This is a genomic window from Parvibaculum sp., from assembly GCF_040882025.1.
Classification (GTDB): domain Bacteria; phylum Pseudomonadota; class Alphaproteobacteria; order Parvibaculales; family Parvibaculaceae; genus Parvibaculum.
Window position 1 is genome coordinate 36,990 of the sequence record NZ_JBBECC010000186.1, and the last position, 23,246, is coordinate 60,235.

At 62.8% G+C, this 23,246-nt stretch carries 19 protein-coding genes and 1 tRNA gene; 12 read left to right on the forward strand and 8 right to left on the reverse strand.

Going from position 1 to position 23,246, the window contains the following annotated elements; translation table 11 throughout:
* The first annotated feature begins 92 nt into the window (after window positions 1-92).
* From WEB61_RS13910 to WEB61_RS13920, 3 genes are read left to right on the forward strand one after another with little or no spacing between them, the layout of a single operon-like run.
* Window positions 93-821, forward strand: a complete 729-nt coding sequence (locus WEB61_RS13910; RefSeq protein WP_368064936.1) for a CPBP family intramembrane glutamic endopeptidase — start codon at window positions 93-95, stop codon at window positions 819-821.
* 37 nt (window positions 822-858) lie between these two features.
* Window positions 859-1,467, forward strand: coding sequence for a uracil-DNA glycosylase family protein (locus WEB61_RS13915; protein WP_368064937.1), 609 nt, complete (start codon window positions 859-861; stop codon window positions 1,465-1,467).
* Window positions 1,464-2,471: a lysophospholipase gene (locus tag WEB61_RS13920; protein WP_368064938.1), complete on the forward strand. Its 1,008-nt coding sequence runs from the start codon at window positions 1,464-1,466 to the stop codon at window positions 2,469-2,471. The genes WEB61_RS13915 and WEB61_RS13920 overlap by 4 nt, the downstream gene beginning before the upstream one ends.
* Before the next feature lie 3 nt (window positions 2,472-2,474).
* Here the strand turns inward: WEB61_RS13920 and WEB61_RS13925 are convergent, their stop codons facing one another.
* Both WEB61_RS13925 and WEB61_RS13930 read right to left on the reverse strand, forming a co-directional pair.
* The gene (locus WEB61_RS13925) at window positions 2,475-4,985 is read right to left on the reverse strand and encodes a patatin-like protein (RefSeq protein ID WP_368064939.1); all 2,511 of its coding nucleotides are present in this window, start codon (window positions 4,983-4,985) and stop codon (window positions 2,475-2,477) included.
* 237 nt (window positions 4,986-5,222) lie between these two features.
* Window positions 5,223-5,298, reverse strand: a tRNA-Val gene (locus WEB61_RS13930).
* A gap of 142 nt (window positions 5,299-5,440) precedes the next feature.
* Between WEB61_RS13930 and WEB61_RS13935 the strand changes: the two genes are divergently transcribed.
* The gene (locus WEB61_RS13935; protein ID WP_368064940.1) at window positions 5,441-6,640 is read left to right on the forward strand and encodes a DUF3047 domain-containing protein; all 1,200 of its coding nucleotides are present in this window, start codon (window positions 5,441-5,443) and stop codon (window positions 6,638-6,640) included.
* On the opposite strand, the gene gph is transcribed toward WEB61_RS13935, so the two are convergent.
* Both gph and WEB61_RS13945 read right to left on the reverse strand, forming a co-directional pair.
* Window positions 6,609-7,289, reverse strand: coding sequence for a phosphoglycolate phosphatase (gph, locus tag WEB61_RS13940; protein ID WP_368064941.1), 681 nt, complete (start codon window positions 7,287-7,289; stop codon window positions 6,609-6,611). The two genes, WEB61_RS13935 and gph, sit on opposite strands and share 32 nt — an antisense overlap.
* Window positions 7,290-7,332: 43 nt before the next feature.
* Window positions 7,333-7,929 (reverse strand): GNAT family N-acetyltransferase, encoded by a 597-nt coding sequence (locus WEB61_RS13945; protein WP_368064942.1) that lies wholly within the window; start codon window positions 7,927-7,929, stop codon window positions 7,333-7,335.
* A gap of 134 nt (window positions 7,930-8,063) precedes the next feature.
* Between WEB61_RS13945 and WEB61_RS13950 the strand changes: the two genes are divergently transcribed.
* Complete coding sequence (locus tag WEB61_RS13950) at window positions 8,064-8,525, forward strand: GNAT family N-acetyltransferase (RefSeq protein WP_368064943.1); 462 nt, start codon at window positions 8,064-8,066, stop codon at window positions 8,523-8,525.
* Between the two features lies 1 nt (window position 8,526).
* Here the strand turns inward: WEB61_RS13950 and WEB61_RS13955 are convergent, their stop codons facing one another.
* On the reverse strand, window positions 8,527-9,669 hold the full coding sequence (locus WEB61_RS13955) for a M14 family metallopeptidase (RefSeq protein ID WP_368064944.1): 1,143 nt from the start codon (window positions 9,667-9,669) through the stop codon (window positions 8,527-8,529).
* 95 nt (window positions 9,670-9,764) lie between these two features.
* Here WEB61_RS13955 and WEB61_RS13960 point away from each other — a divergent pair, with 95 nt between their 5' ends.
* The 4 genes from WEB61_RS13960 to WEB61_RS13975 all read left to right on the forward strand — a co-directional run bounded on the left by WEB61_RS13960 (window position 9,765) and on the right by WEB61_RS13975 (window position 14,880).
* Window positions 9,765-11,225 carry an NAD-dependent succinate-semialdehyde dehydrogenase gene (locus WEB61_RS13960; protein WP_368064945.1) on the forward strand — a complete coding sequence of 487 codons (1,461 nt, stop codon included), beginning with the start codon at window positions 9,765-9,767 and terminating at the stop codon, window positions 11,223-11,225.
* Between the two features lie 3 nt (window positions 11,226-11,228).
* Window positions 11,229-11,927 (forward strand): ribose-5-phosphate isomerase RpiA, encoded by a 699-nt coding sequence (gene rpiA, locus WEB61_RS13965; protein ID WP_368064946.1) that lies wholly within the window; start codon window positions 11,229-11,231, stop codon window positions 11,925-11,927.
* A 17-nt stretch (window positions 11,928-11,944) separates the two neighbouring features.
* Window positions 11,945-13,330: a glutathione-disulfide reductase gene (gene gor / locus WEB61_RS13970; RefSeq protein ID WP_368064947.1), complete on the forward strand. Its 1,386-nt coding sequence runs from the start codon at window positions 11,945-11,947 to the stop codon at window positions 13,328-13,330.
* A gap of 155 nt (window positions 13,331-13,485) precedes the next feature.
* On the forward strand, window positions 13,486-14,880 hold the full coding sequence (locus WEB61_RS13975; protein ID WP_368064948.1) for a class II 3-deoxy-7-phosphoheptulonate synthase: 1,395 nt from the start codon (window positions 13,486-13,488) through the stop codon (window positions 14,878-14,880).
* 59 nt (window positions 14,881-14,939) lie between these two features.
* Here the strand turns inward: WEB61_RS13975 and WEB61_RS13980 are convergent, their stop codons facing one another.
* The 3 genes from WEB61_RS13980 to WEB61_RS13990 all read right to left on the reverse strand — a co-directional run bounded on the left by WEB61_RS13980 (window position 14,940) and on the right by WEB61_RS13990 (window position 18,253).
* A complete protein-coding gene (locus WEB61_RS13980; protein ID WP_368064949.1) occupies window positions 14,940-15,953 on the reverse strand; it encodes an NADP-dependent oxidoreductase in 1,014 nt (337 codons plus the stop codon).
* 126 nt (window positions 15,954-16,079) lie between these two features.
* Window positions 16,080-17,105, reverse strand: coding sequence for an NADP-dependent oxidoreductase (locus WEB61_RS13985; RefSeq protein ID WP_368064950.1), 1,026 nt, complete (start codon window positions 17,103-17,105; stop codon window positions 16,080-16,082).
* 149 nt (window positions 17,106-17,254) lie between these two features.
* Window positions 17,255-18,253 carry an NADP-dependent oxidoreductase gene (locus WEB61_RS13990; protein ID WP_368064951.1) on the reverse strand — a complete coding sequence of 333 codons (999 nt, stop codon included), beginning with the start codon at window positions 18,251-18,253 and terminating at the stop codon, window positions 17,255-17,257.
* 173 nt (window positions 18,254-18,426) lie between these two features.
* Between WEB61_RS13990 and WEB61_RS13995 the strand changes: the two genes are divergently transcribed.
* The 3 genes from WEB61_RS13995 to cimA all read left to right on the forward strand — a co-directional run.
* Window positions 18,427-20,091: an NAD+ synthase gene (locus WEB61_RS13995; protein ID WP_368064952.1), complete on the forward strand. Its 1,665-nt coding sequence runs from the start codon at window positions 18,427-18,429 to the stop codon at window positions 20,089-20,091.
* Entirely contained in the window at window positions 20,088-21,449 is a 1,362-nt protein-coding gene (gltX, locus tag WEB61_RS14000) for a glutamate--tRNA ligase (protein ID WP_368064953.1), read from the forward strand. The genes WEB61_RS13995 and gltX overlap by 4 nt, the downstream gene beginning before the upstream one ends.
* A 208-nt stretch (window positions 21,450-21,657) precedes the next feature.
* On the forward strand, window positions 21,658-23,246 hold a 1,589-nt coding region (gene cimA / locus WEB61_RS14005; RefSeq protein ID WP_368064954.1), incomplete at its 3' end, for a citramalate synthase.

Consider the following 23,246-nt stretch of genomic DNA (forward strand, 5'->3'; position numbering starts at 1 on the left):
GGGCGGGGCTTTCCCGAACATATAATCGGCGGTCATCCTGACGGTGCTGCTTCGGCGCTGTCAACGGGCCGGTTCGAAGGGAAGATATCGCGATGGACGACACATTTTCGATTCTGCTGGACTACAACGCGCGTATGGCGCCGGGAATGCTGGTTTTCACCCTTTGCCTTGTGCTTCTCCCCTTGCGCGCCGTCGGCATCCGCATTGCCCTCTACATCGCGATCTTCATCCTGGTCCGCGATGCCATGACGCCGGTCGGACTCTGGAATGTCGAAGGTCTGCGCATCGGCTTCTATTCCGACGGCGCCGTGCTTGCTCTGCTCGGCATATCGTCTGTCCTGGGCGTTGCCTTTCTCTGGTTCGTTGAGCGAGACATGCGCGCCCTCCTCGTCTGGCAAAAGGGAAATCTCGGGGCCGGCCTGGCCGCGGGCCTTGGTGCGGGCCTCGTCATCGGTCTCGGCGCCATGTCCCTCTCGGGCTTCTCCCCGCGCCTTACCGATTTTGCACCGGGCTTTGTCGCCGGGTTGGTCGTACTGGTCTATGGCGGCAATCTGCTCGAAGAAGTGCTCTTCCGCGGCTATTTGCAGGGTCGCCTCGAAACATATGTGACGCCCGTTCGAGCTGCATTGCTGAGCGGCCTCATCTTCGCCGCGTGTCATTCCTACCTCGCGCTCACGGTCACCGATGCGGGCTGGTCCATCCTCGCCTTCACCGCCGTCGAGGGTATCGCCTGCGGCTTCGTGCGCTTGCGCTATGGCATCTGGGCAGCCGCGCTGACGCACGGCACGGCGATCCTGCTGATTGCTATGCCGATGATGTGAATTGGCGTGCAGGCGGCGGCAATGCCACAATGCCCGGATGAGGAAGCTCGATCGTCTCGTCTGCGACATTCGCGCCTGTCGCATCTGTATAGAAACGCCGCGCAACAAACCCTTGCCGCATGAGCCGCGCCCTGTCTTGCGCGTATCGCGTACCGCGCGTCTCTGCATCGTGGGGCAGGCGCCGGGCACCCGCGTTCATGCTTCCGGCACGCCCTTTACCGATCCGAGCGGCGACCGGTTGCGCGACTGGATGGGCGTGACGCCGGACGAGTTCTACGACGTCTCCCGCATCGCCATCGTGCCCATGGGTTTCTGCTTTCCGGGCCTTGATGCCAAAGGCGGCGATCTGCCGCCGCGCCGCGAATGCGCCGACCGCTGGCGTCACGAGCTTTTCGAATTGATGCCGCAATTGGAGCTGACATTGCTTGTCGGTCAATATGCACAAGCTTGGCATCTCGAAAAGACCCGGAAAGAAAATCTCACCGCCACCGTTGCCGCATGGAAGGAATACCTTCCCCGCGCCCTTCCTTTGCCCCATCCTTCATGGCGCAACAATACGTGGATCAAGAAGAATCCATGGTTTGAGGCGGAGCTGCTGCCAATGCTGAAACGCGAAATACGACGCCTCGTTGGAGATGCCGCATGAGGCGGGCAGGGCGGCTTCTCCTCTCCGCGGCGATAGTGGTTGCCGGCATTGCCGCCTGCGCACCGCGCCTGATGGCGGTCGGCGATCCCGTTTACAATGCGCGTCTCGACATCGTCGCGGCATCGACCACGGCGATCATGGCGGACGGCGCCTCGCTCCCCATGCGCGTCTTCCTCGCGGACGAGCCCCACGCAGCCGTCGTCGCGTTGCACGGATTCAACGATTATTCCAATGCTTTCTCGGAACCAGGCCCCGGACCGTGGCTTGCGGAGCGCGGCATTGTCGTCTACGCGATCGACCAACGCGGCTTCGGTCGCGCACCGGGACGCGGGCTTTGGGCGGGCGACAACCGCATGGCGGAGGATGCGGCAAGCGTCGTGAAGCTCGTGCGTACCCGTCATCCGGATCTGCCGGTCTATCTTCTCGGGGTAAGCATGGGCGGCGCCGTCGCCATGCGCACCATGATGCTGCCGGAGCCGCCGGAGATCGACGGCCTCATTTTGGCGGCGCCTGCCGTCTGGGGCTGGCGGGTGATGAATGATTTCTACAGCGTCGTTCTCTGGGCCTCGGCCCACATCGCGCCGTCCTACACGCTGACGGGCCGCGGCCTTGAGATCATGCCGTCGGACAATATCGAAATGCTCCGCGCCCTCGGTCGCGATCCGCTCGTCATCAAGGAAACGCGGATCGATACGATCTACGGCCTCGTCAATCTGATGGACAGCGCCTATGCCGTTGCGCCCGATCTCGGCGTGCCGGTGCTGCTGCTCTATGGCGCGAACGACCGGATCGTCCCTGCGCCCCCTCTGGCCGATGCGCTCGCCGCCATGCGATCGGGCGCGGCGCCGGTGACGGCCCTGTGTTATCCGGAAGGCTGGCATATGCTGCTTCGCGATCTGCAGCGCGAGGCGGTCTGGCGCGATATCACGGCATGGATTTCCGGCGACGCAATCGTCTCGGGCCATGCCGACCTGCAGCCTTGCGGCGCGCTTGCAGGCGGCTGATGCTCAGGCCCGTTGCGGCACGGGCTGGTCCCGGTCGTCGTCATCGTCCTCTGTCGCCGGCAACTCTGCGGCAGGCGCCTTCTCTTTTGCAATCTCTTCGCCAAAACGGATCCCGATTTCACGCTCGAGATCGTCGAAAAGATCGGGAACGTTTTCGAGGAACGGTCGCTCGGCTTTGAGGATCGCACGGAACAGGCGCGCCTTCAGCTGGTGGAGATCGAGGTCGGAGGCATGAAGGGCAGCGGGTGCGGCGCTCGCGACGATATCGACCAGCCGATCTGCGGCATGAAGCCGGCCCCACAGATAGTCGTTCTCCCGTGCTCGACGGCTGAAAAATGCGGCGAAATAGCCGAGATCGCGTCCCATCAGCGTTGCCGGTGCACCGCCTTCGCGCAGCGCCTTGGCGTCTTCCGGGCTGATGCGGTCGACCAGCACCGTATCCACATCGTCCAGATCCTGCCACTTGTTCAGCGGCAGCGTCAGTACGTCGAAAAAGGGAAAGCCGACATAGGCCTGCACCAATTCGATTCGGGCCTCGGGCGGCAGGCAGGTTGCGGCCATAAGTGCGAATGTTTCGTCGGTTTCGCGGTCGAGCCCCACGAGATCGAGCTTCGGTGCGACGAAGGAAGCAAAGCGGTTGACCTCGTGCGGTTCCGCTACACCATCCTCGTAGATTGCCTTGCAGATGGCGCGTACTTCGTCGGTTCTCAGCCGCAGCGCCGATTCCGACTGCAAACGTTCGAGACTTTTGTAGAGGCTCGCCTTGAAGTCGTCGAGCGCGTCCGGATCGCAGTCGTTGCCTTCAGCTTCGCCATTGCGCGCATATAGCTCATTGAGACGGCGTATAACGAAGCGCAGCCGGCGCACGCGGAAATTAACATCGAACTCGCGCAGAAACCGAACCCAGGAATCTTCCTTGCTGGGTTCGGCGCCTTCGCTCGCATGCTGTGCCCATAGCACCGGGAAAATATGACGATCCTTCGCCCATGTCTCGACGGCGCGCGACAGCGCCAGCCGGTCGCTGGGGTGATGCACTGCTTCCGACAGATCGGCGACGACGTCCGTGATCTGGTCGAGCACTGAGCTGACCTTGAGCTGGATATAGGCGTCGTAGGCATAGCCGGCCTCTACAGCCGATTGCGCGTTGGCCTTGTTGCGCAGTTTGGCGAGAAGTTCCGGGGTCGGTGGCGTCTCGGCGTCGCCGTTGAAGAGTTGTCGCACGCGCTCGGTGACATGCGGACGCGTCGCCGTGACGATCTGCCGGTAGCGGCGCACACGCTCGGAAAAGTCGTGCAGGGATTCCAGTTCGTCCCGCACCGGCTGGTTGCGCGGAATGTCGGACAGCGCGCCGCGAATGGTCTGGAAGAAGCCCGGGGCCATGCCACCCGCTTCCACATGCCCGCCTTTCGGATCCGGGTCGATATAGACGACGCGGCGATCGACTTCGCGATAGGCGGGGCGCCCGCGAATGGAGGCTATGGCTTCGGCGAAGGGCTTGTTGTTGAGAACGCTGCCGTCGATGAACGACGACTTCGCAGGATCGGCGCCGGCGGCGATCAGGGGTTTGAAGTTTCCATGCAGGAATTCGTCGCGCGTTTGCCAGGTCTCGCCGCGCGCCTTCAGAACCTTGTCGATCTCGCCGATTTGCACCGCCGGAAAGGCGCCCGGAAACGACGATGTTGCGCGGGCGGCGAAGACAAGACCCGGAACATGGCTGTGGTCGAAATCGCTTTCCACCAATCCGCTCGGATGTCGGAAATAGCTGAACTTCAGGATATGTCGATGCTCGCGCTCGCGGATCGATGATGGATCGTGCAGGGGAATGTTCTGGCTGTAGCCGTGAAAATCGGTCACCGACACCATCAGGTCGAGCCGGTGCCCTCCGGGAAGCAGCGAATTTTTCGGTGCGGTATTCTTCTCCATCGCCATACAGGCGTCGAGCAACATGCCGCTCATGATCTCACCCGAAAAGGGCGGTTTGAACCAGCGCGAACGCGTGAAGAGCTGAAGTTTCTGGCGCATCTCGACATCGGGCGCATAGCGGGCGAGCCATTTGTCGGTGATGCCCCAGAAGAGCGGCTTCATGAAAAGCTTGTCCCAGCGCTTGGCCAGATGCGCTTCGTCCATCAGCGCGACGATGTCGGCCTGCTCAAGCCACATCTTGCGATGCGAATCCATCGGCAGATCGTGAGCGAGCGCGCGGGCGAGCAGCACGCCGTTGATGCCGCCCGCGGACGCACCGGCTATCGTGTCGACGAATATTCTGAGTTCGACGGTTTCGCCGATCGCCTGAATGAGCTCAAAGTAAAGTTCTTCGGTGTCCGTCTCGCGTGCGTCGCCATGGTCGATGTCGCTGTACGATGCCGATGGTCGGTGCGAGTGGGCGAGATCCTGATGATAGACGCGCGAGGCGCGCACAAGCTTCAGGATTTCCTTGGTCACGCCATGCATATAGACGGCGAGCGAAACGCCGCCGTAGCAGACCAGCGCGATCCTGAGTTCCTTTTCTTTCATCGTCCTTCGGTCCGTCGGGCGGTCCGGCACCGGAGCGGCGACAGGACCTTGTGTGGCAGTCTAGGGTCGCACTTCCTCACGACCAATTAACGATGTTGTGGACGGCCTCCGTTGCTTTATTAACACATATTTGTTGTGAATTTTAAGAATGACCTTCCCCGCCTGTGCGGCTGACCTTTCCATGAAGGGCAGGCTGATCCCCTGGCGGGCTGGAAGGCGGAAATTTTGGGGAAGTCATGGTGGACGGTACTGGACTCGAACCAGTGACCCCTGCGATGTGAACACAGTGCTCTACCAACTGAGCTAACCGTCCGTCCGAGGTGCCCGTCTATAGGCTTTGCCCTCGCGCCAAGTCAAGCGGCAGTAAGCCCGGCTTTCATGGTTGTCCGTGCGCGTTATGCTCTGATGCAAGGTACCCCGGCGCACCGAAAAACAAGAACAGTGGAGAGACAATCATGGCGGAAAAGCTGGGCCTGCGGGCTGTGACCACACTGACGCGTCTGGCCGTTCGCAGTCTCGTCCGTGGTCTGAAGCCGCATCTGCTCGGGCCCGAGGCGGGCCGGCCCTTCGAGCAGGCGCTGTCGGCATTGCTGGCCGACCCCGCTGTTGCGGGATCCTTCCGCGAAGCGCGCTTCATCACGCTCGCCCCCGATGGCGGTTGGCTTCCCGCGGGCCTTGAAGTCGCGCCGGGCGACGAAGTGACGGTGCTGGCAGCTGGCGGCTTCTGGGCGTCGAAGTTGCTCAATCTCGGCTTCGGGGCGCGGATCGGCGTCTGGCTCCGTGCCGGGGGGGCGGGCACGATCCTGAAAACCCCCTCCAATACCTCGACGGTGAGACTTGACGAGGGCGGCCCGCTCCATGTCGTTGCGAAGCCGCCGGGTGAATGGGTGGATGATCGAGGTACCTTCGATCCTGCGTTCCCGCGCGGCGGCGTCAAGGGAGAGATCGGCGTCTGCCTGATCGTCTGGAAGGGCGGGGCGCTTTCCGGCCTTGAGGCTTTGGCGCGCGCCGGCGATTACGAGGGGCTCGTCGCGCAGGCACTCCGCCGCACGCGCGATCCTGTGCCCGCGCCTTCGGGCTGGCGCTATCTCTGGCGCCTCGGCGACGGCGAGATTTTTCGCGATGCGAAAGCGGGAGAGGGGCACACCATATGCTGCCACACGCGAGAAGACGTCGGCATCTTGCAATTCCCGGTGGATTTTCCTCTGACGGAGACTGCGCGCCTCCGCTGGCGCTGGAAAGTGGAGACGCTTCCCTGTGACTTGCCGGAAGATATCCAGCCGACGCATGACTATCTTTCCATCGCGGTCGAATTCGAGAACGGTCAGGACCTGACCTATATGTGGTCCTCCTCACTGGCGGAAGGCACGATCTTTCGCTGCCCCTTGCCCTTCTGGGACAAGGTGGAGACGCATTGGGTCCTGCGCTCCGATCCGGCCGCCCTCGGCCGCTGGCTTGCCGAGGACCAGCCGCTGAAGGCGGATTATGAGAAGGCAATTGGCGCGCCGCCGCAGCGTGTCGTGAAGGTCTGGCTCATCGCCGTCAGTATTTTTCAGCGCAAGGAAGGCATTTGCGAATATGCCGATATCGAGCTCGTCGATGGCGATCGGGTGCTGAAGTGCTCTAGCCGAAGTGATGCGGAAGCAGCGCCTTGAGCGCCTCCGGAAACTCGTCGAAATGGTCGATCACCAGATCGGCCCCGAGTTCCATCACAGGCACCCGCGTGTAGCCAAAGCTGACACAGATCGACGGCATCCGCGCGTTTTTCGCAGCCTCGATATCGGCCTCCGAGTCGCCCACCATTAGGGCATGGCCGGCATCGCCGCCCAGCCGGCGGACCGCTTCGAACAAATGTTCGGGATCGGGTTTCTTGACCGGCAGCGTGTCGCCACCGATGACGACCGGGAAATAGCGATCGATGCCGAGCAGCGTCAGCAATTGCCGCGACAGGTGTTCAGGCTTGTTGGTGCAGACGCCGAGCAACACGTCGCGCTCGGCAAGTCGATCGAGCTGGTTGCGAACGCCCGGCCACAGCTTCGTGTGGTCGGCGATGTGATTGCTGTAATAATTCAGAAATTCCTCGAAGCTGCGATCGAGCAGTGCTGCGTCCGCCGGCTCGCCCGTTTCGCGAAAGCCACGCTCCATCAGCAGCCGCGCACCGCCGCCGACGAGATGCCGGACGCGCTCCTGCGATACGCGACCCCGTCCGTGCAATTCCAGTATGACGTTCATCGTCTCGCAGAGATCCGCCGCTGTGTCGGCCAGCGTACCGTCGAGATCGAAAAGCAGGGTGGGGCTGGGCATGATCGTCCGGGTAAATATGGGCCCGGTCTGTCTCGCACGGCCCTCACGCGCTGGCAAGCCTCTCCTCGAGCCGTGCCTTTACGACGGGCCACTCGTCGCGAATGATCGAGAAATAGACCGAATCGCGGATATGCCCGTCGTGCAAAACCATATGGCGGCGAAAAACGCCCTCCCGCGTCGCGCCGAGCTTGGCGATGGCGGCCTGTGAGCGGGTATTGCGCGCGTCGGTCTTGAATTCGATCCTGTTGAGGCCGAGCGTTTCGAAGCCATGGGCGAGCAGCATCAGCTTGCATGCCGGATTGATATGACTGCCCCAAACGATGGGTGCATACCACGTGCTGCCGATTTCGACGCGCCGGTCACGCGGCGCGATGTTCAGATAACGGGTAGTGCCGACAATCGCGCCGTCGGCAAGGTTGCGGACGACCCACACCGCTTCCCGGTTCTCGGCATTCAAATTGAGAGACCAATCGAAAAACCGATCGAAGCCCGGTCCCCTGCCGTCGAACGGCATGTAGTCCCATATTTCCGAAGCGCTGGCGGCGGCGGCGAGTCCCGCACGGTGCGTTTCATCAAGCGGTTCAAGCCGCGCACCGCCATATTCCAGCGGCACGGCACAAATCGGTCTGGTCCTGGTCATGGCGGTCCCCGTCTCTCAAGAGACCTTCAATAAGGCCGGGCAGCTATCCGCGACAGGTCCATTTCGCATTCGGCAAGGGGCCGGTTTTGCGGCATAATTTTCAAATGAACGTTCTGCACCGATATCGGATGCGTATGGCGCGGCCCGGCGCCGACGAGGCGGCGATTGCGCGCCTGAAGATTACCTGCTGGCGCGAAGCCTATCCGGGAGTTCTGCCGCAGCCGATCCTCGACGGTCTCGACCTTGGCCGCTCAACGGCCGAATGGCGAGCCGCACTCAACGAAGGTATCGCATGGATCGCCGCACAGGGGGCAGCGCCGGTCGGGTTTGGCCACATGCGGAACGCCGAAGTGACAACGCTCTATGTACGGCGGGACGATCACGGGCACGGCGTCGGCCGCGAAATTCTGCGGCACCTCTTTGACGAAATCGGCTGTCTCGGTCATCGCATCGGTCATCTGTGGGTGCTGGAGGAAAACGCGAAGGCGCGCCGCTTCTACGAGCGCATGGGCGGCTGCCTTGTCGCGCGCCGTCCGGTCGGCTTCGCTCGCTATCCGCACATCATGGAAGTTCGCTACGATTTCGCGCTGGATTGAATCAATCCGCCGCTCTGAGGCCTTCGCGCGTCCATTGACCGAGGCCGGCAAGTGTTGTCGCGTAGCAATCAAGCGCATTCGCAACGACGTTTTCCCGCCATGATTGCCGGCGCGGCGCATAATCGTCGCGAATTTCCTCGAAGTAGCCGGGGGCCTCCGGCGCATCGAAACCGCCGACGAAGCGAAGCCATCGTTCCAGCATCGGCACGCGCATTGCCTTGGCCGCATTGCCCTTCGTCTGCGCTGAGCGAAACTCGATGACGGCGCCGGCGAATTCGGCCCGGAGCTGCAATTGCTCTTCAAGCCCCCAGAACATGACGCCGCGCCGTGTCGGTCGCTTCGATCCCCACATCGCATCGATCGTCTTCGGGTCGAGGGCCTCACGCCCCCACCATGAAGCGGCGCGCGAAAAGCCTGGACTGTCTGGATCGGAAAAACAGAGGTGGATCAACTCGCCATCGCCCGCTGGCCCTGAATGCCAGTCGATGAAGCCGACGCGATGAGCATGCGCAAGCTCGTCGCGCACGATGCGCCGCATGGTGAGGTTCGACCATTCGGGCGCGAGCCCGCCGAAATGATAGCCGTCGGGATGGCTGTATTGCCCGCGGCTGATCGCGTCTTCAAGCGCCCATTGCCCGTGCTTCTCGATGAAGCGCGCGCCCGCCGTCAGCATTCTCTGGATTGCGGCGTCGTCGATCCGCTCAGGGCAGAGCAGCGGGTGCAGCTCGTCGTAAAACGGGTTGTCGGGATGCGGTTGACGGTGATCGAGAAAATTGCGATTGAGATCGACATTGTTTTCGGTGCCACGCAGGCCCCAGGCGAAGCCGAAGGGGTTGACCGCATGCACCATCAGCATGGCAACGCCCGGCGGCAGGTGCGCCGGCCCGCCTTCGCTGATCCAGGCTATTTGCGCCGCCGATCCGCCATAGCCCTCGGCCCCGTGTGTGCCGCTTGTATTGAGCAGTACGGTTTCGGCATCCGCCGGGCCGAACCACGCCGTATCGGCAAAAAGCGGTGTATCGCCGGGCCCCCGGGCATGAGAATTTTCATAGTTCACGATACGCGCACCCGCCGCGTCCGCTGCGGCCAGAAAGCGCGCACGGGCCTGCGGATAGGTCTCTGAAAAGAACGCGTTGGCCTTCATGTGCGGGGGCTTTCCGGCCTCTTTCCGGCGCGGGGCCGGAGTGCTAACAAGGAACAAGGATATATCGTTGCGACGGCCATTCCAAAGGACTTCTTATGACACTTGCCGATCGTCTCAAGGACAAGAGCCTGTTGAAAAGCCTTTGCTACATCGATGGCAAATGGCTGGGTGACAAAGCGCCGCAGATTGCCGTCACCGATCCGGCGACGGGCAAGTTGATCGTGACGGTGCCCTCGCTCGGTGAAGCCGAAACGCGCATGGCTGTTGAAGCGGCCACGCGCGCGCAAAAGGAATGGGCCGCGCGGCCGGCAAAGGAGCGTTCGGCCGTTCTCCGGCGCTGGTTCGACCTGATGATGGCAAATCAGGACGATCTCGGCGCCATTCTGACATCCGAACAGGGCAAGCCGCTTACCGAAGCAAAAGGCGAAATCGCCTATGCCGCTGCCTTTGTCGAATTCTACGCGGAGGAAGCCAAGCGCGTTTACGGGAGCATCGTACCCGCGCCGACGTCGGATCGCCGCATTGTCGTGCTGAAGCAGCCCATCGGTGTTTGCGCTGCGATCACGCCATGGAACTTCCCGGCCGCCATGATCACGCGCAAGGCCGCGCCGGCGCTTGCCGCCGGTTGCGCCATGATCGTAAAGCCCGCAACCGCCACGCCGCTAACGGCCTTCGCGCTGGCCGAACTCGCGGATCGTGCGGGCCTGCCGGCGGGCCTGCTTGGCGTTATTACCGGCAAGGCCGGCATTATCGGCGGCGAAATGACATCGAGCCCGCTGGTGCGCAAGCTGACGTTCACAGGCTCCACCGAAATCGGCAAGGAGCTGATGAAGCAGGCGGCCTCCACCGTCAAAAAGATTTCGCTGGAACTTGGTGGCAACGCACCCTTCATCGTTTTCGACGATGCCGACATCGACGCAGCGGTCGAAGGCGCGGTCGCTTCGAAATACCGCAACACCGGCCAGACCTGCATCTGCACCAATCGTTTTCTTGTTCAGGACAAGATTCATGACGCTTTTGTCGAGAAACTTGCGGTGAAAGTGGCGGCGCTGAAAGTCGGGTCGGGTTTCGACGAAGGTGTCGTGCAAGGTCCGCTGATCGACATGGCGGCGGTCGAAAAGGTCGAGGAACATGTGGCTGACGCGGTTGCGGGCGGCGGGCGCATCCTCACCGGCGGCAAGCGTCACGCGATGGGCGGCACCTACTTCGAGCCGACGGTCATCGTCGGTATGACACAGAGCATGAAGGCCGCGCGGGAAGAGACATTCGGGCCTATGGCGCCGGTCTTCAGGTTCAAGACCGAGGAGGAGGCGGTGAAGCTTGCCAATGATACGCCTTTCGGCCTCGCCTCCTATTTTTACAGCCGCGACATCGGTCGCGTCTGGCGCGTCGCCGAGGCACTGGAATGTGGCCTTGTCGGCGTCAATGCCGGTCTGATCTCGACCGAGGTCGCGCCTTTCGGGGGATACAAGGAATCCGGGCTCGGTCGTGAAGGCGGACCTTGGGGTATCGAGGAATTTCTCGAAGTGAAGTATGTGGCGATGGCGGGGCTCTGAGGCATGAACGTGGACGAACAGAAGAAGGCGGCGGCAACCCGCGCGCTCGATTTCATCGAGCCCGGCATGACGCTCGGCCTTGGAACGGGCTCGACGGCGGAACATTTCGTGCGGGCGCTCGGCGCGCGCGTGAAGGATGGCCTCAAGATCGTCGGTGTGCCGACTTCGGAGCGCACGGGGAAGCTTGCCGAAAGTCTCGGCATCCCGCTGACCAATCTCGACGATACGCCCCATCTCGACATCACGGTCGACGGCGCCGACGAACTCGATATTGAGCTGCGGCTCATCAAGGGCGGCGGCGGGGCGCTGCTGCGCGAAAAAATTGTGGCGACGGCGTCCGACCGCATGATCGTCATTGCCGATGCCTCGAAGCTGGTCTCGAAGCTTGGCGCCTTTCCGCTCCCCGTCGAGGTCATCCCCTTCGGCTGTACGGCGACGGCACGCAAGATGGCGGATATCGCGGCCGCCTTCGGCTGCACCGGCAAGATCGTCCGCCGCGCCGACGACTATGGCGAACCGTTCTTCACAGACAGTGAAAATTTCATCTTCGACTGCGCCTTCGGAGAAATTCCCGACCCCGATGGACTTGCCGCGGCGCTCAACCGCATCGCCGGCGTCGTCGATAACGGATTGTTTATCGGCATCGCCGCGATGGCCATTGTGGGAACGCCTTCGGGAACCAATATCATCGAGGCAAAATAAGGTTTCGGGAGCGAAATATGGCCGGCAAATACGACTATGACCTTTTCGTCATCGGCGCGGGCTCGGGTGGCGTACGTGCGTCGCGCATTGCCGCCGGCTACGGCGCGAAGGTCGCCGTCGCCGAGGAATATCGTGTCGGTGGCACCTGCGTCATTCGCGGCTGCGTGCCGAAAAAGCTCTTTGTCTATGCGAGCCATTTCTCGGAAGATTTCGAGGAAGCGGCCGGCTTCGGCTGGACCGTTGGCGAGACTTCTTTCGACTGGAAGACCCTTGTTACAAACAAGGACAAGGAGATCGACCGCCTGAACGGCATCTATATTCGTAATCTCGAAAAGGCAGGCGTCGAAATCATCGCCAGCCGCGCGGTGCTGAAGGACAGGCACACGGTCCATCTTGCGGGCGAGCACCGCGACGTGACGGCGGACAAAATCCTGATCGCCACCGGTGCGGCGCCGTTCCTGCCCGATATTCCGGGCATCGAGCACGCGATCACCTCCAACGAGGCTTTTCACCTTGAGGAATTGCCGAAGCGTGTCGTCGTCATCGGCGGCGGCTACATTGCGGTTGAATTCGCCGGGATTTTCAATGGTCTCGGGGTCGAGACGGTGCAGCTCTATCGCGGATCGCTTTTTATGCGCGGTTTCGACGACGACCTGCGCGATCTTCTGGCGGAAGAAATGCGGAAGAAGGGCGTCGACCTCCGCATGAATTGCGACATCGTCGAGATCGCAAGAAAGGATGGCGAGCTCCGTCTGAAACTCACTGACGGGGACCTGATAAAAACCGATTGTGTCATGTATGCGACCGGCCGCAATCCGAACACGACGGATCTGGGGCTTGAGGCCGCCGGCATAAAGCTGGGCAAAGCTGGTGAAATTATTGTCGACAAATATTCGAAGACCTCCATCGACAATATCTATGCTGTTGGCGATGTGACCGACCGCGCCAACCTGACGCCGGTTGCGATCCGCGAAGGCCACGCCTTTGCCGATACTGTCTTCGGCGACAAGCCGATCGCCGTCGATCACTCGGTCATTCCGACTGCGATTTTCTCGCAGCCCGAAATGGGAACCGTCGGCCTCACCGAAGCGGACGCCCGCGACCGATATGATGAAGTTGACATCTACAAAACTGCTTTCCGCCCCCTGAAGGCGACGCTTTCCGGCTCGCGGGAAATGATCATGATGAAGCTCGTCGTCGATCCGAAATCCGACAAGGTTCTCGGGGTCCACCTGATGGGGCCATCTTCCGGAGAATTGATTCAGGCTGTCGGCATCGCGGTGACGCTCGGCGCCACCAAGGCCCAGTTCGACGCCACCATCGCCGTCCACCCGACGGCGGCGGAAGAACTCGTCACCCTCAAGGACAAGTGGCAGGCTCCGGTCGTCAAGGCGGCAGATTAACCTCACTTTCCCGGTCGCCGAGCGGGATCAAGGACTTAGGCTTCCCTTTAGAGCCCTTGTGGCCTATAACTCCGCTTTCCATATGAGGAGCGTGCGACGCCGCCGGGCATGAGCCCCGAAGCGCGCGCGCCTTCTTGCGTTTCGGAGAGAAGACGATGGCTGATACCTGGAAACCGGAGAGCTGGCGCGCAAAGCCTGCGAAGCATCTCCCGAGCTACCCGGATGCGGCAGCGCTGGCCGCTGTTGAAGAGCGCCTGCGCTCCTATCCGCCGCTCGTTTTTGCAGGTGAGGCCCGCAAGCTGAAGGCAGACCTCGCCGATGTCTGCGAGGGCCGTGCTTTCCTCCTCCAAGGCGGCGATTGCGCCGAGAGCTTCGCCGAATTCTCCGCCGACAATATCCGCGACACCTTCCGCGTGCTGCTGCAGATGGCGGTCGTGTTGACCTTCGCCGCCTCCTCGCCGGTCGTGAAGGTCGGCCGCATCGCCGGCCAGTTCGCCAAGCCGCGTTCTTCGCCCACCGAAACCATCGGCGACGTGACGCTGCCGTCCTATCTCGGCGACAATATCAATGGCATCGACTTCGACGAGAAGTCGCGTGTGCCCGATCCGGAGCGGCTGTTGCGAGCCTATTCGCAATCGGCTTCGACGCTGAATCTGATCCGTGCCTTCGCGCAGGGCGGCTACGCCGACCTCGACTTCGTGCATCGCTGGAACCTTGGTTTCGTCGCCGACAGTTCGGAAGGCGCGCGCTATGAGGAGCTGGCGAACCGCATCACCGAAGCGCTCGACTTCATGCGTGCCTGCGGCGTCGACAGCGCGACGCAGCCGCAGCTTCATACGACCGAGTTCTACACGAGCCACGAAGCGCTGCTGCTCGGCTACGAGCAGGCGATGACGCGTGTCGATTCGACGACGGGCGAATGGTACGACACCTCGGCCCACATGCTCTGGATCGGCGACCGCACGCGTCAACCCGATCACGCCCATGTTGAATTCCTGCGCGGCGTGAAAAACCCGATCGGCATGAAATGCGGCCCCTCGCTCGATCCGGAAGAACTGATCCGTCTCACGGACATTCTCAATCCGAAGAACGAAGCCGGCCGTCTCACGCTGATCTGCCGCTTCGGTGCCGAGAATGTCGAAAAGCACCTGCCGCAGCTCATTCGTGTTATCGAACGCGAGGGCAAAAAGGTCGTCTGGTCCTGCGATCCGATGCATGGCAACACGATCAAGGCCTCGTCGGGCTACAAGACGCGGCCCGTGGATCGTATCCTTGCCGAGGTGCAGGCCTTCATGGCGGTTCACCGCGCCGAAGGCACGCATGCGGGCGGCGTCCATTTCGAGATGACCGGCCAGAACGTCACCGAATGCATCGGCGGCGCGCAGGCGATTTCGGAAACCGAACTCGGTGACCGTTACCACACCCATTGCGACCCGCGTCTCAACGCCAGCCAGTCGCTGGAGCTCGCCTTCCTGATCGCCGAAGGGCTGAAGAAGGAACGCATCGAAAACGCACGCGCGCAACCTGTTGCCGCTCTCGGCGCCTGGTAAGACCGCGCACGGACAAAACGAAAAGGCCCGGTGAACAGCCGGGCCTTTTTCTTTGTTCGTCAGCTCACCTTGATGAGCCGCCGCCCGAGATTCTCGCCCTCGAACAAGCCGATAAAGGCCGCCGCCGAGCCCTCGATCCCGTCCGAAATGTCTTCGGTGTAGACGAGTTTGCCGTCATGGATCCAGCCGGCCATCTCGGCCTGCGCCTCGCGGAACTGCTTGAAGTAGTCGAAGACGACGAGCCCCTCCATCCTGAGCCGATGCGTGATGAAGCGCGTCACGTTGCGAATGCCGCGGAGTTCGTTTTCGGCGCGGTTATATTCGCTGACCTGACCCGAAACGACGATGCGCCCGTGTTCCTTCATGTTCAAGATCGCGGCGTCGAGCATTTCGCCGCCCACATTGTCGAAATAGATATCGACGCCGCCGGGGCACGCCGCGCCGATCGCCGCCTTGAGGTCGGCGCCGCGATAGCTGAAGCATTCGTCGAAGCCGAGCCCTTTGACATAGTCGCACTTCTCCCGGGAACCGGCGATGCCGACGACATGTGCGCCCTTCATCTTTGCGATCTGGCCGGCCGTCGCACCCACAGGGCCCGCCGCCGATGAGATCAGCACCATGTCGCCTTCTTTCGGTTGCCCGAGATCGAGCAACCCGAAATAGGAGGTGAGGCCCGGAATGCCGAGCACCCCGATGGCCGCGGTCGGCCTGAGCTTGCCGTGATAGAGCGCGGGATCGAGCTTCTGGATGCCGCGCCCGTTCGAGATGGCACGCGTGACCCAGCCGAAGCCGCCGGTCACGCGGTCGCCAACGGCGAATTTCTCGTTGTTCGACGCCTCGACGATGCCGACCATCGCGCTGTCGATGGTATCGCCCACGGGCAGCGCGGCGGTGTAGCTGTCGCCCGAAAGCCACCCGCGCATCCCCGGATCGACCGAGTGATGCTCGGTGCGAATGAGGAGTTCATGCTCGCCGATATCCGGCAGCGTAACCGCCTCCAGCCGGAAATTTTCAGGCCTCGGTTTGCCCTCGGGCCGCGAGGCCAGCACCCAGCGTTGCGCCTTTGTCGGCATTGTTCTTCCCCGCAATCTTTACGTCATTGCGAGGAGCGAAGCGACGAAGCAATCCAGCTCTTCATCTGTCGCTTTCTGGATTGCTTCGCGTTCGCTCGCAATGACGTTTCTCGATGAGCCGGCGTCTCAGACGACTTTGTCAGGTCCGATTTTCACCAGCATCTTGCCGAAATTGCCGCCGGAAAAGAGCTTGAGAAAAGCCTTCGGCGCGTTTTCGATGCCGTCTTCCACCGTCTCTTCCCAATGCATTTTTCCGCCTTTGATGAGCGGGCCCATCTCGGCAAAGAATTCCGGCAGGTGCTGGAAATAGTTGGAAACGATGAAGCCCTGCAGCCTGAGGCTCTTGCCGACGATCTGTATGAGATTGGTCGGGCCGGGCCGGGGCTCGGTGTCGTTATACTGTTCGATCATGCCGCACATGGCGAGCCGCCCGTTCGGCCGCATCGAATTGATCGCCGCTTCGAGATGAGCCCCGCCGACATTTTCGAAATAAACGTCGATGCCCTTGGGGAACGCCTTGGCGACGGCCGCGGTGAGATCGCCGCAGGTCTTGTAGTTGATGGCCTTGTCGATGCCCGCGGTCTTTTCGAGCCACTTGCATTTCTCGTCCGAACCGGCCGAGCCGACGACATAGCAACCATGTGCCTTGGCGAGCTGGCAGACGACGGAGCCGACGGCGCCCGAAGCGGCGGAAACGAAAACCGTCTCGCCGTCTTTCAAATCCGCCACCTTGAAGAGCCCCGCCCATGCCGTCATGCCGGGCATGCCGAGCGTCCCGAGAAACGCCTCGATGGGTCCGAGCGAGGGATCGACCGGCGAGAAGCCCGCTGCCGGTGCCGTCGCATATTCGCGCCAGCCCAGCATGTGGTTGACATAAGTGCCGACCTTCAGCTTGTCGCTGTTCGAGGCCACCACCTGGCCGATCGCGCCGCCTTCCAGTGCCTTGCCGATCTGAAACGGCGGCACATAGCTCTCCCGGTCCATCATGCGCCCGCGCATATAAGGGTCGACCGACATCCATATATTGCGCACCAGCACCTCGCCGTCGCCCGGCTGCCGGGCTTCGGCGCTGGCCAGTTCGAAATCGCTCTCCTTGGGCGTGCCGACCGGCCGCGCCTTGAGGCGGATTTCCTTCGAGATGAGATTTTGCATGGGGGCGTTCTCCATTGAGTTTTCGTTGGAGGGACAGTAGCGGCCTTTCCGGCGGGGCGAAAGCCGCGCATGTGCCGGCGCTGCACAACGGGTTGTGAGGAATTGGACGGGCGCGCTTTCGCCGCGCCCGTCGCGTCATGCGCCTGTTTTCAGTCGAGCTGGATCATGCGTTTGCCGACATTGTCGCCGGCCAGAAGCCCGACCAGCGCCTTGGGCGTGTTTTCGAGCCCGGTCATGATGTCTTCCTTGACCTTGAGCTTGCCGGACGCGACCCAGCCCTGCAGCTCGGCCAGCGCCTTCTCGTGCTGGTCCTGGTAATCCATCACGATGAAGCCGCGCATGGTCAGCCGCTTGACGACAATGAGGCCGGGCACGCCGCGCGGCCCATGCGGCGGCGCTGCCCCGTCATATTGCGACACCGCCCCGCAACAGGCGATGCGGCCGAAATTGTTCATGCCGAACAGGCAGGCTTCCAGAATGTCGCCGCCCGTATTGTCGAAATAGACGTCGATGCCCTTCGGCGCCGCTGCCCTGAGCGCCTTGCCCACGGGCGCGGCCTTGTAGTCGATGGCGGCGTCGAAACCGAGTTCGTCGGTCAGCAGCTTGCACTTCGCCGCTCCGCCCGCGATGCCGATGACGTGACATCCCTTGATCTTGGCGATCTGCCCCACGATCGACCCCACCGAACCCGCCGCCGCCGACACGACGACCGTCTCGCCCGCCTTCGGCTGGCCGACATCGAGCAGCCCGAAATAGGCGGTCAGCCCGGCAATGCCATAGACGCTGAGGAGATGCGACAACGGCTCGAGCTTCGGCAGTTTGTTGACGGTCTTCGCCTTCAGCGCCGCATATTCCTGCCAGCCCGTATCGCCGAACACGAGGTCGCCCTTGGCAAATCCCGGTGCCTTCGATTCGACGACTTCCGACACCGAACCCCCGGCCATCACCGTCCCGGCTTCCACCGCCGCCCGGTAGGTCGCGCCCTGCATCCAGGCCCGGTTGGCCGCGTCGAGCGAAATGAGCCGCGTCTTCACCAGCACCTCGCCATCCTGCGGCGCGGGCACTTCGCCCTCGTGCAGCCGGAAATGGCTTTCGGCGAGCTTGCCGCTGGGGTTTTCGACCAGCAGAATCTGGCGGTTGACGGTCATGACGTGCTCTCCCTCGGAAATTGGCTGTTGGCGGGAAGCCTAGCGTCACGGATCGCCCGGCGCACCCCGAAAGCCCGTTCATCCGCGTACTATTGTGAGTGCGTCTCTCAACCGCTAGAAACACCGTTCCCGGCCCTATATATCCCCACAGAAGCTCCGGATTCCGCCACCCCATGACCGACAAGCTCCGCATTGCGCTCGCCCAGTTGAACCCCGTCGTCGGCGACATCGCGGGCAATGTCGAAAAGGCCGTCGAGGCGCGCCGCGTCGCGGCGCTCGAAGGCGCGGACCTGATCGTCTTTTCCGAACTGTTCCTGACCGGCTACCCGCCGGAGGACCTCGTCCTGAAGCCGGCCTTCCAGCGAGCTGCGATGGCGGCGGCGGCCGAGCTTGCCCGCCACACGGCGGACGGCGGCCCGGCCATGTTGATCGGCACCCCCTGGGTCGAGGGCGGCAAGCTCCACAACGCGGTCCTCCATCTCGACAAGGGCGAGATCAAGGGCCACCGCTTCAAGGTCCACTTGCCGAACTATTCGGTCTTCGACGAGCCGCGCGTTTTCGCCGGCGGCCAGATGCCGGGCCCCTTCGACATTCGCGGCGTCCGCATCGGCGTGCCGATCTGCGAGGACATCTGGTATCCCGACGTCGTCGAATGCCTTGAGGAATCCGGCGCCGAATTGCTGCTGGTCCCCAACGGCTCGCCCTTCGACTTCGACAAGTTCGATGCCCGCATGCAGCTCGCCCTCGACCGCATTCGCGAAAGCGGTTTGCCGCTGGCTTACGTCAATCAGCTCGGCGGGCAGGACGAACTGGTGTTCGATGGCGCAAGCTTCGTCCTCAACGCCGATTTCTCGCTGGCGGTTCAGCTGCCGGCCTGGGAAGAAAGGATCGCGCTCACCGACTGGACGCGCACGGACAAGGGCTGGGTCTGCGCGCCCGGCGAAAAGGCCCTGGTGGAGGAGGGCGACGAAGCGCTCTATCTCGCCGTCGTCCAGGGCCTGCGCGACTATGTGCGGAAGAACCGCTTTCCGGGCGTCGTGCTCGGCCTTTCGGGCGGCATCGATAGCGCGTTGGTCGCCGCCATCGCGGTCGATGCGCTGGGCGCCGAAAACGTCCACTGCGTCATGCTGCCCTACCGCTACACTTCGTCGGAAAGCCTGACCGATGCCGAGGCTTGCGCGAAGCTTCTCGGCACCCGCTACGACATCGTCCCCATCGAAGCCCCGGTCGCGGGTTTCACCACGGCGCTCGAAAATCTCTTCGAGGGCCGTCAGGCCGACACGACGGAGGAAAATCTCCAGTCGCGCACGCGCGGCGTCATCCTGATGGCGATCTCCAACAAGTTCGGCTCGATGCTGCTGACGACCGGCAACAAGTCGGAAGTCTCGGCCGGCTACGCGACGATCTATGGCGACATGAACGGCGGCTTCAATCCGATCAAGGATCTCTACAAGTCGCGTGTCTTCAGGCTGGCGCAGTGGCGCAACGAAAACATGCCGAAAGGCTGCGTCGGGCCGAAGGGCAGGGTGATCCCCGAACGCATCATCACGCGGCCGCCTTCCGCCGAATTGCGCCCCGACCAGAAGGACGAGGATTCGCTGCCGCCCTATGACGTGCTCGACGACATTCTCCATTGTCTGATCGAGGAGGAAATGTCGGCGCGCGAAATCGTCGAGCGCGGCCACGACCGCGATCTGGTCAAGCGGGTCCAGCACCTCCTCTACATCTCCGAATACAAGCGCCGTCAGGCCGCGCCGGGCGTGAAAGTCACGACACGCAATTTCGGCCGCGATCGCCGCTACCCGATCGTCAACGGCTTCCGGGACGTGGACCTGTGAGCGGCACATCCCCTGAAAACATCACCGTCCGCTTCGCGCCGTCGCCCACCGGCCGCCTGCATGTCGGCAATGCCTGCGCCGCGCTTTTCAACTGGCTCTTCGCGAAAAAATCCGGCGGCAGGTTCATGCTGCGCCTGGATGACACCGATGACGAACGCTCGACGGCGGCATTCGCCGCCGCCATCGAGGAAGACTTGCGCTGGCTCGGCTTGCGCCCCGACATTTTCGCCCGCCAGTCCGACCGGCTGGCGGCCTATGAAGCTGCCGCCGGCAAGCTGAAGGCGCAGGGCCGCCTCTATCCCGCCTACGAGACGGCGGCGGAGCTCGACCGCAAGCGCAAGCGCCAGATGGCGCGCGGGCTTCCGCCGGTCTATGACCGCGCCGCGCTGGCGCTGACCGATGAGGACCGCGCGAAGCTCGAAGCCGAAGGCCGCAAGCCCCATTGGCGCTTCCGCCTCGACCAGGTCCACACCGCCTTCGACGATCTCGTGCGCGGCCATGTCGAGGTCGACGGCGCCTCGCTGTCGGACCCCGTGCTGATCCGCGAGGATGGCCGTTTCCTCTACACGCTGCCGAGCGTCGTCGACGACATCGACTTCCGGATAACCCATGTCATTCGCGGCTCCGATCACATCACCAACACCGGCGTGCAGGTGCAGTTGATCCGCGCGCTGGGCGCCGAGCCGCCGGCCTATGCCCATTACGCGCTCTTGAACGGCCCGGACGGCAAGCCGCTCTCGAAGCGCGAGGATGCCGAACGCTTCTCGCTCGTCGCTCTTCGAGACGCCGGTTACGAACCATTGGCGCTCGATGCGCTGCTCGCCCGGCTCGGCATGCCCGACACGGCAGACGCCTGCATGCCGCTCGAAGCCCTTGCCGAAGCCTTCGATATCGCGCGCCTCGGCCGCGCCGACATCCGCTTCGATCCGGCGGACCTCGCCCGCGTCAACGCCGCCTGCCTCCATTTGATGCTCTATGCCGACGCCAAGCCCCGCCTCGCCGCGCTCGGCTGCGATCTCGGTGAGGATTTCTGGAATGCAGTGCGCCCCAATCTGGCGCTCTTCGCCGAAGCGGCGGACTGGGCCCGTATCGTCGAGGGCCCCGTCACGCCCGTCATCGAGGACAAGGCCTTCGCCGAAGCCGCCGCCGCCGCCCTGCCGCCCGAGCCCTGGGATGAGGCGACCTGGGGCCTTTGGACCGGCGCCGTGAAGCAGGCGACGGGGGCCAAAGGCAAGGCTCTCTTCATGCCGCTGCGCCTGGCGCTGACCGGCCTGCCGCATGGACCGGAACTGAAAAACCTGCTACCTCTGATCGGGCGGAAGCGGGCCGGTGCCCGCCTTCATGGTCTAACGGATTGATTTCGTTAGGGTTTTTTAACGGCGACCAGCGAGGATACCGGCATGAACCCGGCTCTCTCGATCATTCAGGGTCTGATTATTAGCGGCTGATTTTTATCCGCCGCCGCCGTACAAACACGCCTGCAGACATTGTGGAACACGGACCGGTCGGTGGCGAATGTCACCCGATATCGGCGTCTTTGCGCCCTCCACGATGCGGAACCGAACCATGAGCAAGGCCAGTAAAGACCGCCTCTACCTCTTCGACACCACGCTGCGCGACGGCGCGCAGACGACCGGTGTCGATTTCAGTGTCGAGGACAAGCGCCTGATCGCGACCCTCCTGGACGAGCTCGGCCTCGATTACATCGAAGGCGGTTACCCCGGCGCCAACCCCACCGACACCGCCTTTTTCGGCGACCCGCCGAAGCTCGCCCATGCCAAATTCACCGCCTTCGGCATGACCAAGCGCGCCGGGCGCTCGGCCTCCAACGATCCGGGCCTCGCCGCCGTGCTCGAGGCCGACACCGCCGCCGTCTGCCTTGTCGCGAAAAGCTGGGATTTCCATGTGAAGGTCGCGCTCGGCATCACGAATGAGGAAAACCTCGAAAGCATCGACGAAAGCGTCCGCGCCATCGCCGCGCGCGGCCGTGAACCGATGATCGACTGCGAACATTTCTTCGACGGCTACAAGGCCGATCCTGTCTTCGCGCTCGCCTGCGTCAAGACCGCGCTCGATGCCGGCGCGCGCTGGGCCGTGCTCTGCGACACCAACGGCGGTGCGCTGCCGGATGAAGTCGAGCGCATCGTCGGCGAGGTGATTGCCTCAGGCGTACCGGGCGAAAAGCTCGGCATCCATGCCCACAACGACACCGAAAACGCGGTCGCGAACTCGCTGGCCGCCATCCGCGCCGGCGTCCGTCAGGTGCAGGGCACGCTGAACGGTCTCGGCGAGCGTTGCGGCAATGCCAACATGGTCTCGCTGATCCCGACCCTGCTGCTGAAACCTCTCTATGCGGATCGTTTCGAGATCGGCGTCACGCTGGAGCGCCTGAAAAGCCTCACCCATGTCTCGCGCACGCTCGACGAAATCCTCAACCGCGCGCCCGACCGCTATGCGCCTTATGTCGGCGAAAGCGCCTTTGCCTCGAAGGCCGGCATCCATGTCTCGGCGATCATGAAGGATCCGAAGACCTACGAGCATGTGCCGCCGGAATCGGTCGGCAACAAGCGCAAGATCGCGGTCTCCGATCAGGCCGGCAAGTCGAACATCCTGGCGCGCCTCGAAGAAGCGGGTATCGCCGCCGACCCCGACGACCGCCGCATCGGCCGCCTGCTCGACGAGGTGAAGGAACGCGAGTTTCTCGGCTATTCCTATGACGGCGCCGAAGCCTCCTTCGAATTGCTGGCGCGCCGCATCCTCGGCGAGGTGCCGGAATATTTCGACGTGGAATCGTTCCGCGTGCTGGTCGAACGCCGCTACAACGCCATCGGCGATCTGGTCACGATTTCGGAAGCGACCGTCAAGGTCGTCGTCGACGGCGAGAAATTCATCTCGGTGGGCGAAGGCAACGGTCCCATCAACGCGCTCGATCAGGCGCTCCGGAAAGACCTCGGCAAATATTCGCCCTTCATCGAGGATCTGCGTCTTGTCGACTTCAAGGTCCGCATCCTGACCAGCGGCACCGAAGCCGTCACCCGCGTCATGATCGAAAGCGTCGACGGCAAGGGCCTGCGCTGGTTCACCGTCGGCGTCTCCCCCAACATCGTCGACGCCTCCTTCCAGGCGCTGACGGATTCGATCACCTACAAACTCCT